Origin of the sequence: Candidatus Poriferisocius sp. (assembly GCF_965219815.1) — a bacterium.
Lineage (GTDB): Bacteria > Actinomycetota > Acidimicrobiia > Acidimicrobiales > Bin134 > Poriferisocius.
The window spans coordinates 1,480,229-1,495,664 of record NZ_OZ244791.1 but is presented as its reverse complement, the minus strand read 5'-3'; the positions used below and the strand labels follow the sequence as shown (position 1 = coordinate 1,495,664).

12 protein-coding genes are annotated in these 15,436 nt (G+C 64.9%); 7 read left to right on the top strand and 5 right to left on the bottom strand.

Annotated elements, in window-relative coordinates; all coding sequences use genetic code 11:
• The first annotated feature begins 6 nt into the window (after positions 1-6).
• Entirely contained in the window at positions 7-861 is an 855-nt protein-coding gene (locus tag ACOQPI_RS07165; protein WP_420618990.1) for a phytanoyl-CoA dioxygenase family protein, read from the top strand.
• Between the two features lies 1 nt (position 862).
• Here ACOQPI_RS07165 and ACOQPI_RS07160 read toward each other — a convergent pair whose 3' ends face one another.
• Both ACOQPI_RS07160 and ACOQPI_RS07155 read right to left on the bottom strand, forming a co-directional pair.
• Complete coding sequence (locus ACOQPI_RS07160) at positions 863-2,056, bottom strand: acetyl-CoA acetyltransferase (RefSeq protein ID WP_420618989.1); 1,194 nt, start codon at positions 2,054-2,056, stop codon at positions 863-865.
• A 9-nt stretch (positions 2,057-2,065) separates the two neighbouring features.
• Positions 2,066-3,478, bottom strand: a complete 1,413-nt coding sequence (locus ACOQPI_RS07155) for an OB-fold domain-containing protein (protein WP_420618988.1) — start codon at positions 3,476-3,478, stop codon at positions 2,066-2,068.
• Between the two features lie 55 nt (positions 3,479-3,533).
• On the opposite strand from ACOQPI_RS07155, the gene ACOQPI_RS07150 reads away from it, so the two are divergent.
• Complete coding sequence (locus ACOQPI_RS07150; protein ID WP_420618987.1) at positions 3,534-4,949, top strand: amidohydrolase family protein; 1,416 nt, start codon at positions 3,534-3,536, stop codon at positions 4,947-4,949.
• Between the two features lie 9 nt (positions 4,950-4,958).
• On the top strand, positions 4,959-7,280 hold the full coding sequence (locus tag ACOQPI_RS07145) for a xanthine dehydrogenase family protein molybdopterin-binding subunit (RefSeq protein WP_420618986.1): 2,322 nt from the start codon (positions 4,959-4,961) through the stop codon (positions 7,278-7,280).
• 112 nt (positions 7,281-7,392) lie between these two features.
• Here the strand turns inward: ACOQPI_RS07145 and ACOQPI_RS07140 are convergent, their stop codons facing one another.
• The 3 genes from ACOQPI_RS07140 to ACOQPI_RS07130 form a co-directional block, all read right to left on the bottom strand.
• A complete protein-coding gene (locus ACOQPI_RS07140) occupies positions 7,393-8,523 on the bottom strand; it encodes a DUF222 domain-containing protein (protein WP_420618985.1) in 1,131 nt (376 codons plus the stop codon).
• A gap of 232 nt (positions 8,524-8,755) precedes the next feature.
• Positions 8,756-9,793: a hypothetical protein gene (locus tag ACOQPI_RS07135; RefSeq protein WP_420618984.1), complete on the bottom strand. Its 1,038-nt coding sequence runs from the start codon at positions 9,791-9,793 to the stop codon at positions 8,756-8,758.
• A 382-nt stretch (positions 9,794-10,175) separates the two neighbouring features.
• On the bottom strand, positions 10,176-11,303 hold the full coding sequence (locus ACOQPI_RS07130; RefSeq protein ID WP_420618983.1) for an amidohydrolase family protein: 1,128 nt from the start codon (positions 11,301-11,303) through the stop codon (positions 10,176-10,178).
• 65 nt (positions 11,304-11,368) lie between these two features.
• Between ACOQPI_RS07130 and ACOQPI_RS07125 the strand changes: the two genes are divergently transcribed.
• From ACOQPI_RS07125 to ACOQPI_RS07110, 4 genes are read left to right on the top strand one after another with little or no spacing between them, the layout of a single operon-like run.
• Positions 11,369-12,763, top strand: coding sequence for an amidohydrolase family protein (locus ACOQPI_RS07125; protein ID WP_420618982.1), 1,395 nt, complete (start codon positions 11,369-11,371; stop codon positions 12,761-12,763).
• Between the two features lie 12 nt (positions 12,764-12,775).
• Positions 12,776-13,585, top strand: a complete 810-nt coding sequence (locus ACOQPI_RS07120) for a hypothetical protein (RefSeq protein WP_420618981.1) — start codon at positions 12,776-12,778, stop codon at positions 13,583-13,585.
• 35 nt (positions 13,586-13,620) lie between these two features.
• Positions 13,621-14,619: an NADP-dependent oxidoreductase gene (locus ACOQPI_RS07115; protein ID WP_420618980.1), complete on the top strand. Its 999-nt coding sequence runs from the start codon at positions 13,621-13,623 to the stop codon at positions 14,617-14,619.
• Positions 14,620-14,630: 11 nt separating this feature from the next.
• Positions 14,631-15,398: a crotonase/enoyl-CoA hydratase family protein gene (locus ACOQPI_RS07110; protein ID WP_420618979.1), complete on the top strand. Its 768-nt coding sequence runs from the start codon at positions 14,631-14,633 to the stop codon at positions 15,396-15,398.
• Positions 15,399-15,436 lie beyond the last annotated feature (38 nt).

The following is a 15,436-nucleotide window of genomic DNA, read 5'->3' as shown; positions in this document are numbered from 1 at the left end:
GTCGCTATGGGACTGGTGAGCGACAAAGAGATTGAAGCTTTCTGGCGCGACGGCGTGGTGGTGATCCGGGGGGTGCTCTCCAACGAAACCCTGGCCTCCATGGCGAAGCCGGTAGACCGAGCTCTGGGGTCGGAGGAAATGAACAATATGACCGAGATGGGCACCATGGTGGTACCGCCCAGCGGCGGCACCGTGCTCAACGACCCCGCAGCGGCCAAGACAGGTGCCCCCCGCGGCCAGTTCCATGGCGGCACCGACCACTGGTGGAACGACCCCGACTTCGAGCACTTCGCCACCCAATCGCCCCTACCGCAGGTGGCCGCCGAGCTAATGCGGAGCCAGGAACTGTGGTTCTACGAAGACAGCGTGCTGGTGAAGGAGCCCCACACCGAGGAGCCCACCTCCATCCACCAGGACATGGCCTACTTCCAGCTGGAAGGCGACAAGGTTTGCACCACCTGGTGCCCGCTCGATCCCATCTCCAAAGCCACCGGGGCCACCGTCTACGTGAAGGGCTCGCACCGCTGGGAGCGGAACTTCCGGCCCAACTGGTTCGTGAGCCAGTTGTCGATGCCCGATACCGACGGCGAGGAGGTCCCCCACTACGACCGGGACGATTCCGAGCACCTGCTCTGCTTCGACATGTCACCCGGAGATGTGGCCGTCCACCACGCCATGACCCTCCACGGCGCCCACGCCAACGTGACCGACCAGTGGCGTCGAGCCATCTCGGTGCGCTACTGCGGCGACGGCACCGTCTACCGCTTCAAACGCGGCACCCCCCTAAAGCCCCACCACACCGAAGTATCCGAAGGCGACCCCGTAAACCACCCCCGCTGCCCCCAAGTCTGGCCCCGCTAGATCACCCCAGGTTGGGGCCGAGGATCGAGACGAAGGAGACCATTTCGCCGGGGTAGCCGCCTAGGTTGTGGACTAGGCCGAGGTTGCGGGCCGACAGGTCGATCTGGCGGTCGTCGCCGGCTTTGTTTCGGAGCTGGAGCCAGCACTCGTAGTGCATGCGCAGGCCGGAGGCGCCCACGGGGTGGCCGAATGCTTTGAGGCCGCCGTCGGTATTGATGGGCATGTCGCCGTTGCGCTCGAAGGTTCCGGCTAGCACCTCTTTCCAGGCCGTGCCCCGCTCGCAGAAGCCCAGGTCTTCCATGAGGACCATCTCGGTGGGGGTGAAACAGTCGTGGACTTCGGCCATGGCCAGCGCGGAGCGGGGATCTTCGATACCCGCTTGGCGGTAGGCGTCGGCCCCGGCCATCTCGCACTCGGGGAACGTGGTGTAGTCGTAGTCGGGATCGATGAGCCCGCCGCCGGTGCCCGACACGAACGACAGCGCCTTGATGTACAGCGGGTCGTCGCAGTACTTGTGGGCGTCTTCGGCCCGCACCACGATGGCCGCTGCCGAGCCGTCGGCCACGCCGGAGCAGTCGAACACCGACAGCCGCCCGGCCACCGCTGCCATCTCGCAGATCTTCTCGGCCGGCATCTCCCGGCGGAACTGGGCCAGCGGGTTGAGCGCCCCGTTGCGGTGGTTCTTCTCGGCGATCTTGGCCACCACCATGCGCAGCTCGTCCTCGTCCACCCCGTAGCGGGCGGCATAGGCGGGCAGAACCAGGCTGAACATGGCCGCCGCGGTCAGACTCCGCTTGGTGCCGTCGTGGGGGGCGGGTGCGGCATTCAATCCCTGATAGCCAGAGTCCTTGACCTTCTCCACCCCGACGGCCATGGCCATGTCGTAGGCCCCGCTGGCCACGGCATAGGAGGCTTGGCGAAGCGCCTCGGAGCCGGTGGCACAGAAATTCTCCACTCGGGTCACCGGCTTGCCCTCCAACTTCAACGGCTGGCTGAGCGTCAGCCCGCTCATGCCGCTGGAGGCCGTCCCCACCCAGAAGGCGTCCACGTCGTCTTTGGTCACTCCCGCGGAGGCGAACGCGGCAGAGGCGGAGTCGATCAGCAGGTCGTCGGTTCCCTTGTCCCAATGCTCCCGGAACTGAGTGCACCCCATTCCGATGATCGCCACCTGGTCCTTGATGCCATGACTGGCCATTTGCGCCTCCTAGCCCCCCGATGAAGACCGCTCTGGGCGGGCCTTCCAGAAATAGTTGATGATGCCCTCGGCCTCGTACAGCCGTCGGAAGGTCATCTCCACCCTCTGGCCGATGCGGACCGCATCGGGGTCCACGTCGGTCAGCTCCACCGGGAGGCGGCCGCCCCCGTCGAAGTCCACCACCGCGAACACCACCGGCGGACTCACCGAGTACACCAGCCGGTCGATGGTGAAGGTCACCACGGTGGCCCCTACGTCAGCCATGGGGGCGGGATCCATGGCATCAAGCTCGTCCTCGGGCCGAATAGACACCCGGGTAGGCGGCAAGTGCAGAGTTCCGCTCTCGGCGCCCCGACTGCCCACAAACCCGTACTTCCAGTCTTGCGACCGGGCCGAGGCCGAAGACGAAGGCCGAGTTGGTTCGGGTCGGTTGGGAGGCTGCACCTGGATCATTTCCCGCCACTGTAAGAACGTGGCGTAGCTCACCTCGGCCCCACCGGCGATCTGGTCGGCTACGGGGAGAGCCGGCGAATAGGCATCCAACGCCTCAGTGGTCCGCAGTACCAGCACCTCCACCCCGTCGGCCAGCATCACCACCGCGATGGTCTGGCCCGGCTCGGCCTGCTCCAGCTCGTTGACCAGCAAAAGGCCGGGATGGGCTGTGCCCGTGTTGCCCACCGACACGGCCAAGTCATCAGCCACTCGAGCCACACCGAGCTGGCCCGCCACCCGCTTGACCGCCCGGCTGTGGGACCCGGTCACCACCGCCACATCCACATCGGCCGCATCAATGCCAGCCGCGCCCAGCGCCTCCTTCCACCCTTGGGCCGCCAGCGGGCCGTAGCGGGTCTCGCCGAAGCGCTCCTCCCATTGGCCGGTGCTGGGTGAACCCGGCTGGCGCCAGCGGTCTACGAACTCCTCGGTGGCCGACGCCGACCCCAGCAGCTCGGCTACCACCGGCCCATCGTCCTCTGTGCCAATCAAGAATGCGGCGGCACCGTCGCCACCAGCGGCTTCATCAGCGCCGGTGGGCAGTCCGCCCCTGATGTCGGCGGTAACCACCAATGTGGGCCCCTTCGCATCCAGGGCAGTTCGCAGCGCCCCGATGCCGGAACGCACCGCGCCTCCGAAGTCCAGCGCGCCCACCGAGGTGTCCAGCCGCAGCGCAGCGTGGATGGCGGTGGCGTTCGTCTTCTCCAGATAGGCGGGGTCGGCGGTGGCGAACCATAGCGCCCGGGGCTCAGCATCAACCGGGCGCAGGGCCAGCCGAGCAGCCTCCACTCCCATCGTGGTGGTGTCCTCGTCGTAGGAAGCCACCGATCTTGTACCCCGGCCGTCCCCTTTGCCCATCACCGCGGCAATGGCCGACCGGTCCAGCCGCCGGTACGGCACGTAGCCCCCGAAGCTGATGATGCCTCGCATGATTCCGAAGTGTACGCCCCGCTTCGTCCATGGCCGGAGTCCTAGTCTGTCCCCCATGAGCTTTGAGCCCAGCGCCGAGGTGCGGCGCATCCGCGACGCCATCGACCATCCCATCATCGACTCCGACGGCCACATCATCGAGTTCCTGCCCGAGGTTCACGACATCATGGCCACCGTCGGCGGACCGGAACTGGTGGACAAGTTCAAGGTCGTCGAATACGGCGCCCGGAAGTCCATCGACCTGTCGCTGGAGCAGCGCCGGGCCGCCGGGATTATGCGCTCGGCATGGTGGGGGCTCCCGACCCGCAACACCCTCGACCGGGCCACCGCCCTGCTGCCCAAGCTGCTGTACGAGCGCCTGGACGAGATCGGAATCGACCTGGCCGTGCTCTATCCCACCTACGGGCTCACCTGCATGGGCCTCGAAGACGAGGATTTGCGCCTCGGAGCGGCCAGGGCGTTCAACCTCTACTTCCACCAGGCCTACGAGCCCTACTCCGACCGCCTCATGCCGGTGGCCATCATCCCCATGTTCACCCCCGATGAGGCCATTGCCGAGCTGGACTTCGCGGTGGGCGAGCTGGGCATGCGCCCGGTGATGATGACCGGGCTGGTGCCCCGGCCGGTGGACCCGGAGAACACCAGCCACCGCCATGCCCGCCGCATGGACACCCTGGGCATGGACTCCCCCCACGACTACGACCCGGTGTGGCGGCGGTGTACCGAGCTGGGCGTGTCGCCCACCTTCCATTCCGCGGGTATGGGCTGGGGCAGCCGCACCTCGGAGACCAACTACGTGTACAACCACCTGGGTAATTTCGCCGCCGCCGGCGAGGCCCTGTGCCGGGCGATGTTCATGGGCGGGGTGGCCCACCGCTTCCCCGAACTGCGCTGGGCCTTCCTGGAGGGGGGCGTGGCCTGGGGTGTGAACCTGCTTTCGGATGTGATCGGCCACTGGGAGAAGCGCAACCGCGACGCCATCAGCCACTACGACCCCGCCGCGGTGGACATGGACGAGCTGGGCCAGCTGTTCGACGCCTACAGCACCCCGGTGGCCAACAGCCATCGGGACCGTCTCCAAGAAGCGCTGCACATGTTGAGCGAGCCCGATGAAGATCCGGCCACCATTGACGAGTTCGCCCTCAGCGGGGTGGACACCGTGGACGACATCCTGGCCATCTGGGACCGCTTCCACTTCGGCTGCGAAGCCGACGACCCCATGACCGCCATCGGGTTCAACCGGTCGGTGACCCCGAAGGGCCAGGTGGTGAAGGGCATCTTCGCCTCCGACGTGGGCCACTGGGACGTCCCCGACGTGCGCGAGGTGCTGCCCGAGGCCTACGAGCTGGTGGACGACGGCATCCTCGACGAGGCCGACTTCCGGGCCTTCACCTTCGAGCATCCGATGTCGCTGTGGGCCGGCACCAACACTGACTTCTTTAAGGGCACCGTCATCGAAGAAGCCCTGTAGCGGTTTGACGTGAGCAATTGGGATGGTCGGATCGAGGACTTCGACCTGCTAACCGGACGGGCCCGCTTCGGCGGTGACCTAATCGCTGAGGGCGCGCTCTGGTTGGCGTTTGTGAGGTCACCGGTAGCCCGAGCCTCCATTACCGGTATCGACACATCCGATGCCGAGGCCCTCGACGGGGTGGTCGGGGTGTTCACCGCTGACGACTTGGACTTGATCACCCAAGCCGGTCTGGAGGGAATCTCCCCGGTAAGGATTTGCCGTCCGCCGTTGGCCGAGGGATCAGTGGCCTATGTCGGGGAAGCAGTCGCCGCGGTGGTCGCAGTCAGCGAGGCAGTCGCAGCCGATGCCTGCGAGTTGGTGACCGTGGATTACCGATCTCTGCCCCCGGTTCCCGACCAAACCGCTGCCACCGCTGAAGAGGCCCCGCTTCTCCACCCGGATCACGGCTCGAACACCGTGCTCACCGTCCCGTCGGGTGATCTGGCCGCCACCCAGGCTGCGCTAGACGCCGCCGATGTGACTTTGACCGTCAAACAGCACTACCCCCGAGTGGCCTGTTCCCCCATCGAGGGGGTTGCCGGTCTCGTGGTTCCCGACGGTGACCGGGTGAGGATCCACATCAATGCCCAAATGCCGTCTCTGACTCACGATGAACTGGCTGGCACCCTGGCCACTGACGATGACCAGATCAGCCTGGTCGTTCCCCCCATCGGCGGCGGCTTCGGGGGCAAATGCGACGGTGAGAACGGTTTGTTCGCGGTGGCCGCTCGCCTGGCCCTGCGGCTGAACCGCCCGCTGCGCTTCACGCACTCCCGCTCCGAGAATCTGCTGTCGATGCAAGCCCGCGACCAAGACCAGCGAATCACGTTGGCAGCTGATCGAGACGGCAATGTCACCGCCCTCGAGGCCGACGTGAGCGCCGACGTGGGCGGCTACGCCGGGATGGGTGCATTTGAACCCCTGCAAACCCAGCGACTCATTCCCGGCCCCTACCGGATCGACCAAGTGGCGGTCACCGCTTCGGCGGTGATGACCAATACCGTCCCCACCGGGCCGTATAGGGGACCGGGAAGAGCTGAAGCCATCGGCCTGCTAGAGCGGGCAATGGACGCCCTGGCCCGTTCGTTGGACATAGACCCTGCCGAGATCCGACGCCGAAATCTGCTGCGACCTGAGGACTTCCCCCGGCAGACGTCCGGTGGACTAGTCATGGATGAGGCCGACCACCTGGGTGCTCTGAACCAGGCTCTCGCCGAGATCGGCTACCGGCAACTACGAGAAGAACAAGCCCACCGTCGTTCCTCCGGAGACCACCGACTGCTGGGAATCGGCATCAGCTGCTGGGCCGACTTCACCGGCCGCCACGAACCCTGCCAACCCGCTGCCGCCCGTGTCACCGACGATGGTTTCATTGAGATCGACGCGGGCATCGCCCCGATCGGCCAGGGCATGACGACCGTCATCACCCATCTAGCGGCAGAGTCACTGGGCCTCGACCCGGCCTATGTCAGCGCAGTAGCCCCCGATACCGGCCGCTTCCGATCCGCCTTGGGCAGCTTTGGATCCAGGTCGGCATCGCTGGCCGGCAGCTCTGCCGTCGAAGTGGCGGCCCGCCTGCTCGACAAGCTCAAAGAGCAGGCTGCCGAGCGACTAGAAGCCGCCAAAGACGACATAGAACTGCGTCTCGCCACCCCGCCGAAAGCACCAGGGAGGCCCGGCGAAGCACCACCCGCCGTCCGAGGCGTACGGAGAACCCCCGGCCATGGGCAAGACGTCGTCCTAGGGGTGCGGGGCACCCCTTCAGCCAGCATCCCGCTAGCCGACCTGGCCGGCACCGAAGCCACCGCCGCCTTCGACCAAGGCCAACCCACCTTCCCCGGCGGCACCCACGCCGCCGTCGTGGAGGTCGACACCGAGACCGGCCAAGTCGACCTGCTCCGCCACGTAGCCGTTACCGACTGCGGCCGAGTCCTCAACGAGGTCCAAGCCTCGGGCCAAGTCCAGGGCGGCGCCGTCCAGGGCATCGCCGTCGCCCTGTTCGAAGAGATGCGCTACGACGCCGACGCTAACCCCCTCACCACCAGTCTGGCCGATTACCTAGTACCCGCAGCCAGCGACATCCCCGAAGTAGAGACTGCTTTCATTGAGACCCCCACCGATCGCAACCCCCTCGGCGTCAAAGGAGTGGCCGAAAGCGGTGCCATCGCCGCCCCCGCCGCCGTGCAGAACGCCATCATCGATGCCCTCTCCCCGCTAGGAGTCACCCACATCGACATGCCCTGCACCCCCGAGAAGATCTGGCAAGCCCTCTGCAATTCCCAATATTGAATTCCCAAAAAATTGCTGCAAATGAATTCCTGATTCTGCCGCATTCAAATTCCCTAAATTGCCGGCCCATCACAACAGGAAGCGGAGCACGCGGTAGGGAACGGGCGAGTGTTCAGGCGGCAGCTAGTTGTTCAGCGGGCGGTGGGTGGGTTCTCGGGCTGGGCCGAGGTAGGGGTTGGAGGCGGTATCGGCCGCTGACGGTGTCGTGTTGGATGGTGTGGCCGTGTTTATGAACTTTGGTGTGGCAGCGAGGGCACAGCAGCACCAGGTTGGTGATGTCGGTGGGCCCGTTTTGGTCCCACGGAATGATGTGGTGGGCGTCGCAGACCTGTGGTCTGAGGCCGCAGCCCACGCAGCCTCGGTCTCTGCGGTACAGGGCCAGCTTCTGAGCTTTGGTTGGCGTTCTTTGGGCTTTGCCCACATAGAGTGGCTGCCCGTCGTTTCCGAAGATCATCGGGACGATGTCCGCGTCGCAGGCGATGCGGCGCAGTTCGTCCAGCTCGATGGGGGTGCCGTCGATGAGCCCGGCGTTCTTCAGCCGGCTTTCGATGGCGTCGTAATCGGCGGACACCACCAGCACCGTCTTCTGCGGGCGGATCTCGCCCCCCGGCACACCGGCCGCTACCGGGTCGTTGTTGTCGGCGGGCTGTTGGCTGATGAGCGCGACTAGCGCGTCGGCGTTGCGCTGCTCGAAAGTGCGGATCGGGTCGAAGGCGATGTCGTCGCCCAGCATCTTGGCATTCATGGCTCCGAGCGCCGTCTTGACCCGATCGCCGGACACCTGGTCGAACTCGGCGTGCAACACGATCATGCCGCCGGTGCCGTCGAACACCTTGGCGGATCGGCGAGCCCGCTGGCGCTCGGCCCGGCTCATTCCGTCGTCGGCGCGGCGCTGGTCCTCGCGGGCGGCCACGGTCTTCTTGAATTCGTCGTGACCCTGCCAACCACCCAGATCCAACAGCTCTTGCTGGTCTTGTTCGCTCATCGGCGCCCGCTTGTTGGACTCGGCCACCATCCCAGCCTGATCCGCCGAGATGCGATCATCCTGGATCGCGCCGAGAACCTGGGGCAAGGCCGCGACGCCCTGGGCCGTCTTGGCCAGCTGGCGGGCCCGATAAGCGCTGATCCCGAGCTGATGGCAAACCGTGGAAGCCGCGCCCGGCCCCTCGAGTTCCCCGTAGCGCACAACCAGCCCGAGCAGGTACCCCTCGGCCCGACGGCGCAACAAGTCAGCCTCGCCCATCAAGCCCAACAGTTCCGAAGCGCCCGCTTCAGAGAAATCTGGGAACCCGAAACCCCCGCCAACGCGAGCATCACCGCTGGCATCAGTACTGTCCGCACCGGGTCTTGTGCCGGGTTTCACTGCAAGTTCCATACATGAAATTATACCGACCCCAGTGACACATTCCCCCCGAAAACCGCAGGTAAACCCGACTTTTTTCCTCCCAACCAGGGTTGACTGCCGACTGGCCCGCCTACTCCTGCCAAACCGCATTGCGGATGCCGTTGGCCAAGACATTGAACGTCCCATCGGCCAAATCCAGAACGCCCATCCGACCATCAACCAGCGTTACCAGCAACCACCCCCGCACCAAGTCCATGTCGACAATCGTGTCCTCAACATCGACTTCATAGAGCGGAACCAGCGTCCCAGAGTCGACCACCACGACCTTCCCCGGCGACCCGATGCACTCCGACAAATAGCCGAAGCAATGCTGCTGGGCGACCACAAGATTCCCGAATCGATCCCCTGTAGGCAGCATCCATCCCAAGCCCCGAGCGTTGGCCGCGATGGGACCTATATCGAGGTCAATCAGCATCACCCACGGAAAGAAGCCTTGATCCTCCATCAGAGTCCAAATGCCCAATGCAATGGAGTTGCCTTCAACCCATGAAGTCCGGGTAGCGAAACTGTTCAGGCCGGGACCCTCGCCGTCCTCTGCCATTAGATGGTGGAAGGAGACATCACCTGCCGTCGCAAAGAAAGGACGACTGGGATCAGAATCGTCGTCGTAGCCAATTACAAGAGGCAAAATTCCAAATGAGGCAAGACCACCGCTGGCCCCCAGCTCGCTGAACACGAGTTCGCCCCGGTCATTGACCGAGGGGTAGGACCCGTTGAGAGCTAGCCAATACGGCCGGTCGTGGTCATCGATGTCCAAGATCTCGAACCTTCCAATCGCCGGCTCGCAGCACCTGCCTATCAGGACGTACTTCGGATCGACCCACTCCAGATCTTCGATAAAGCCGGGGGCAATCTCCGCCTTTCCGGTGTACTCCTGGTACTCCAATCCCTGATCGCTGCACTCGTCGAACACCCTTGCCTTCCCGCTATAGGCGCTGAAGTCGGCGAGAACCCTCACCCCACCTGTCTGCGATTCCACCGAGACAATGTCGCACTCCTCTGTGGAAGCAACGATCGCTGAGGGTATGTTCCCAGTCGTTCCGAAAGGCTCCCCTTCCAGAGTGGTATCACCCGGTAATGGCTTCTCAAGTGGAGAAACGGAGTACACCGTTCCCCTTGCGCTTGTCGTTGGGCCTGGAATATTGGTTGGCTCCCGAACCTCGATAGGAGCCTCGGGCTCCTGGGTCTCGATTGATGTGGGGACCTCAGTCAGCGCCGGTGTCTGAGCAGCCCTAGTGGGGTCCGCCGTCGCATTTGGCAATGCCGTTGACGTTGCCGATGGCGAAGCTAACGGCGAGACCACAACTGTGGGCGACGACCCCTCACTCGGTACCGCAGTGCCAGGGTCTAGAGCCTGTTCCAGAATCGACGGGTCCGACTGGCAGCTGAGCGCAGCAGTCATCGACACGACCGCCAAGGGCAGTACCCACCTGCGCACAGGCACAATCAAATCATGGCAATGACACCGGTGGGGGTCGCCAGAACTCCGTTCAGACCGTCAGCCCGTAGAGCTCGGCGCAGTTGTCGCGGAGGACGCGGTCGATTTGGTGGTCGGTCATGTGGGTGGTCTGCTCGGTGAGCATCTCCTGTGACCAAGGCCAGGTGGCATCGGAATGGGGGTGGTCGTTGGCCCACATCACCCGGTTCACGTTCATCAGATCGAGCAGCTTGAACGCCACCCAGTCGTCTTGGAATGTGAGGTAGACGTTCTCCCGGAAGTAGTCGCTGGGCTTCTTGGACAGCTCGGCGCTCTCTAGCCAGTTGCGGTGGCGGTTGTAGGCGTGGTCGGCCCGATACATCCAGTGGGGCGCCCAACCGGCGTCGGCCTCCACGCACACCACCCGCAGGTCGGGATGGCGCTCGAACACTCCGCCGAAGATCAGCGTGCCGATGATGTCCTGGTTCCCCCTGATGATGCCCAGGAACGAGTTGATCTTGGGCCCCCGGAACTGGGCGGCCATGGGGTGGTCGTTGCCCGAGGTGAGGATGTGGAATGACAGCGGCATGCCCATCGATACCGACGCCTCCCAGAAGGCGTCGAATTCGGGGGCGTCGTAGTCGATCCCCGAAGCCGGATAGCCGGGAAGCATGACGCCTTTGAGTCCGAGGGCCTTCATGGCCTCCAAGTCGGCGATGGCCTCATCCACCGACCGCACCGCGGTCTGGCCCAAGCCGATCAGCCGCTCCGGAGCGTGGGAGTTGAACTCGGCAATCCAGCGGTTGTAGGCATCGAAGCACGCCTTCTTGTAGTCGGCGTCGGGGTGGTTGCAGATGGTCATGCCCACCGACGGGTAGATCACCTCGGCCACCACTCCATCTCGGTCTTGCTCATCCAGCCGGGCCACCGGGTCGTAACCGCCGGGGTGCAGATCCTCCCAGCGGGTGCCGCTGGAAAGGCTGATCTCATGCCAGCTCTTGCCCGCGGCCGCGATCATTCCATAGGGCATCCGATTGCGGCCGTTGTCGATCGACATGAACGCCCCCATGGCGTCGTCCCAATCCACACGTGGCGCCCGATCCCGGAACTTGGGGTCGATGTAGTCGATATAGGTGTTGTCGGGCTCGGTGACGTGCGAGTCAGCCGAGATGCAAGGACGAACGGGTGCGACGGTGCTCATGATTTGAACCTTCTCAATCGGGTGTCACTGAGACAATTGCCAACGGTAGTAGGTAGCGTTTGGCCATGAGCAGCCAGCGATCCGCCGCCGACATCCGGGCCGACCTCGGCCATCCCATCATCGACGCCGATGGGCACGTGTTCGAGCACTACCCGGCCCTCCACCAGTACTGCCTCGACGAGGGGCTCGAGGGCGGGCTGTACCCCCAGATGGCCAACTGCTCGTTCAACGGAGAGCCCAATTGGTCGGGCCTGCCTGCCGATGAGCGGCTGTCCCGGCGCTCCTTCCGGGGACCGTGGTGGGCGCTGCCGCTGGCCAACACCCGGGACTTCGCCACCGCGGTGTCTCCAGCGATGTTCCACGACCGCATCGAGGAGCTGGGCATGGACTTCGCAGTGTGCTATCCCAGCATCGGCCTCAACTTCCCCGCCTATCGCGACGACGACGTGCGGAACAAGCTCTGCCGGGCGCTCAATCGCTACCTGTCCGACAGCTACCAGGGCCTGCAAGACCGCCTGACCCCGGTGGCCGCCATTCCCACCCACACTCCAGACGAGGCCATTGAACAACTCGACTTTGCGGTCACCGAGCTCGGTTTCAAAGCAGTGATGATCGGCGGGTTCGTTCCCCGCCAGGTGCCGGCCGGTGGTGAGATGGCCACGTGGATCGACTCCCTGGGCCTCGACTCGGCCTACGACTACGACCCCCTGTGGCAGCGCCTGGTGGATCTGCAAACCCCGGCCAGCCTCCACTCCGGATCAATGGGCTGGGACGGCCGACGCTCAGTTAGCAACTTCACCTACAACCACATGGGCAACTTCGGAACGGCCAGCGAGGCCACAGCCAAGTCGATCTTCTTCGGCGGGGTCACCCACCGTTTTCCCGATCTGCGCCTCGGCTTCCTGGAAGGCGGGGTCACCTGGGGCGCCCAGATGGTGTGCGACCTCCTCAGCCACTGGGAAAAGCGCGGCCCCGAAGGACTCAAGGCCTACGACCCGGCCCTCTTTGAGCCCGAGTACTTCGAATCCCTGCTGGCCGAGGCCAACGACCCCATCGATCTGCCCGCTGGCTTCGGAAAAGCGATGCAGAAGGGCATCGGCTCTGATCAGGTCGTCCACGACTTCGAGGCCGCTGGCATCACCTGCCCCGAAGATATCCTCGAGCAGATCGACCGCTCCTATTGGTTCGGCTGCGAAGCCGACGACCCGCTGGTGCGGCTGGCCTTCGACGGCGCCCTGCCTGAAGGCGCAACCCTCAACGCCATCTTCTCCTCCGACGTGGGTCACTGGGATGTTCCCGATATGTCCGAAGTGCTCCCCGAGGTATATGAGCAGGTGGAGCACGGATGGCTGAACGAAGACCAATTCCGGGCCTTCACCTTCAGCAACGCCCACCGCTTCTTCTCCGAAGCCCGCCCCGACTTCTTCAAGAACACGGTGCTGGAGGGCACCACCGTCTAGAACTAAGGGGCCATGACCGTCCCTGCATCAGCACCTCCGACGTTCACGCTTCTGGCCCAGTTGGGGATTTACTGCGACCCCAACTCCCAGCCCGGCTACGGAAGGCTCCGGGTGTTCGACGAGCAGTGCCACGGCGGCCAGGTGAGGCCCTCGGTGCTGATGCTGGCCGCCGACATCACCGGGGGCATGATCGGCGAGAAGGAAGATCCCGAATGCTGGCACTTCACCACCGACTTCCAGCTCCGCACCGCCGACGTCCCCCTGCCCGACCAGATCGACGTACACGCCGAGGTGCTGCGGGCCGGAGCCAGCACGCTGACCTGCGAGTGCCGCTTTAGCAACCCCGATGGCACCGAAGTGGGCTACGCCCAGATCGGCTTCGGGCGCCATCACCAACGTCCCGGCGACCCAGCCAAACCCATCCACGATCCTCCCCGGCCCGACCTCATGGGACTCCCTGACATCGACCAACCCCTGGCCGAAGTGGCCGGAATCGAGGTGGTGGATGCCGCCGCCGGCCACGTAGAGGTGGAGCTCACCCCACAGCTGCTCAACCCTGCGGGCATCATGCAGGGCACCATGGTCACCCTTGTAGGCGAAGTGGGAGCCGAGACCCTGGCCGAGCATGAATTCGGCTCGCCCCACGCGGTGGCCGACATGGACATCCGCTATCTGCTGGGGGGAAAGATCGGCCCGGTGTACAGCACCTGTCGCTGGATGGGCGACCCTTCGTCGGGCTGGGTTGTGGCCGAGATCAGGGATCTGGGCAAGGGCGACCGCTTGATGGCCACGATGATGATGCGAGTCCGCCCGGCTCGCTGAGGGGCTGCGTCCATCTGCCGGAGTAGGTTGGCGGAATGAACCGCCAGTGGATCTACGCCACTAGGCCCGACGGGCCGGTGGGTGTGGACAACTTCGAGTACCGGGAAACCGATATCCCCGAACCGGGCGACGGTCAGGCACTGGCCCGGCTGTGCTATCTCAGCTTCGAGCCGGCTATGCGCACGTGGTTGGAGGACTTCATCACCTACATGCCACCTGTGCCGTTGGGCACGCCCATGCTGGCGCCCGGCGTTTCCCAGGTGGTTGCCTCCAACACCCCAGCACTGAAAGCGGGCGACCTGGTCAGCGGCATGATGAGTTGGCAGGACTACGAGGTGGTGGGTGAGCAGACCAGAGTGGTGCCTCCTGACACGCCCATCCCGGTGATGCTGGGTCCGCTGGGGGGAACCGGGCTGACCGCCTACATCGGCCTGCTCGACATCGGCCGCACCCAATCGGGCGAGACCGTGTTGACGTCGGGGGCGGCCGGGGCCACCGGGTCGGTGGCCGCCCAAATCGCCCGGATCAAGGGCTGCCGGTCGGTGGGCATCGCCGGCGGAGCGGACAAGTGCAGGTGGCTCCTAGAGGAGGCCCGCCTGGACGCAGCCATCGACTACAAGAACGAGGATGTGGGCGCCCGCCTGGCCGAGCTCTGCCCCGATGGCGTGGACGTGTACTTCGACAATGTGGGCGGTGACATGCTGGAGACAGTCATGAACCACATGGCCCAAGGGGGACGCATAGCCAGCTGCGGCGCCATCTCCACCTACAACCAGGGCATGCGCCGGTCGGGACCCTCCAACATGTTCCAGATCATCGAAAAGCGCCTCACCATCCAAGGCTTTGTCATGTTCGACCACATGGACCGGGTGCCCGCGGCCGTCGAAGATCTCGGGCAATGGGTGGCTGCCGGGGAGATCGCCTTCCAGACCGACATACAAGAGGGGTTCGACAACATCCCGACAACGTTCTTGCGGCTGTTCTCCGGGGCCAACCAGGGCAAGCAGCTGCTGAAGGTCAGAGATCCGGAGTAGGGAGAGGCGCGATGAGCCTGGCCATCTACGAAGCCGAAGACCGAGTTGCGGTCATCACGATGAACCGACCCGAGTCTCGCAATGCCATGAGCCCGGAGCTGTCCGCGGCCCTGGGCGAGGCATTCGAACAATTCGACGCCGATGATGAGGTGTGGGTGGCCATCTTGGCCGGCAACGGCCGGGTGTTCTGCGCCGGTGCCGATCTGAAGGCGATTTCCGAGGGGCGAACCGCGGGAATCATGCACCCGGAGCACGGCTTCGGCCACTTCTCTCGCCGACAGCGCGCCAAGCCGGTCATTGCCGCGGTGGATCGTCCCGCGGTGGCCGGGGGCTTTGAGATGGTGCTGGCCTGCGACCTGGTGGTGGCGTCCACCGAAGCCGTCTTCGGCATTCCCGAGGTCAAGCGATCGCTGATTGCCTCTGAGGGGGGCGTTAGCCGACTCCCGCGCCGAATTCCCGTGAACATCGCCATGGAAATGGCGCTGATCGGTGACACCATCGATGTCCACCGGGCCCATTCCCTGGGCCTGGTGAATGTGGTGTGCGAACCCGGCCAAGCACTGGCCGAAGCCCGGGCGCTGGCCGAGCGCATCATCGCCAATCCGCCATTGGCGGTCAGGGGTGCTCGCCAGGCGCTGCTCGACGGGCTGGAGACCACGGAGGCCGAAGCCTTCAAGATCGCCACCCGAGCTGGCCAGGCGCTGTTCGGCACTGAGGACTTCAAAGAAGGACCTCGGGCGTTCGTGGAGAAACGCCCTCCAAACTGGAAGAGCCGGTGAGCGGTGTCGAACCGGCCAGTCACGCAGAGCCGGTGAGC

Bases quoted from the DNA above. Each gene is read 5' to 3' on its own strand.
- ACOQPI_RS07165 (WP_420618990.1), top strand. From the start codon at position 7: ATGGGACTGGTGAGCGACAAAGAGATTGAAGCTTTCTGGCGCGACGGC.
- ACOQPI_RS07160 (WP_420618989.1), bottom strand. From the start codon at position 2,056: ATGGCCAGTCATGGCATCAAGGACCAGGTGGCGATCATCGGAATGGGG.
- ACOQPI_RS07155 (WP_420618988.1), bottom strand. From the start codon at position 3,478: ATGCGAGGCATCATCAGCTTCGGGGGCTACGTGCCGTACCGGCGGCTG.
- ACOQPI_RS07150 (WP_420618987.1), top strand. From the start codon at position 3,534: ATGAGCTTTGAGCCCAGCGCCGAGGTGCGGCGCATCCGCGACGCCATC.
- ACOQPI_RS07140 (WP_420618985.1), bottom strand. From the start codon at position 8,523: ATGGGCGAGGCTGACTTGTTGCGCCGTCGGGCCGAGGGGTACCTGCTC.
- ACOQPI_RS07130 (WP_420618983.1), bottom strand. From the start codon at position 11,303: ATGAGCACCGTCGCACCCGTTCGTCCTTGCATCTCGGCTGACTCGCAC.
- ACOQPI_RS07125 (WP_420618982.1), top strand. From the start codon at position 11,369: ATGAGCAGCCAGCGATCCGCCGCCGACATCCGGGCCGACCTCGGCCAT.
- ACOQPI_RS07120 (WP_420618981.1), top strand. From the start codon at position 12,776: ATGACCGTCCCTGCATCAGCACCTCCGACGTTCACGCTTCTGGCCCAG.
- ACOQPI_RS07115 (WP_420618980.1), top strand. From the start codon at position 13,621: ATGAACCGCCAGTGGATCTACGCCACTAGGCCCGACGGGCCGGTGGGT.
- ACOQPI_RS07110 (WP_420618979.1), top strand. From the start codon at position 14,631: ATGAGCCTGGCCATCTACGAAGCCGAAGACCGAGTTGCGGTCATCACG.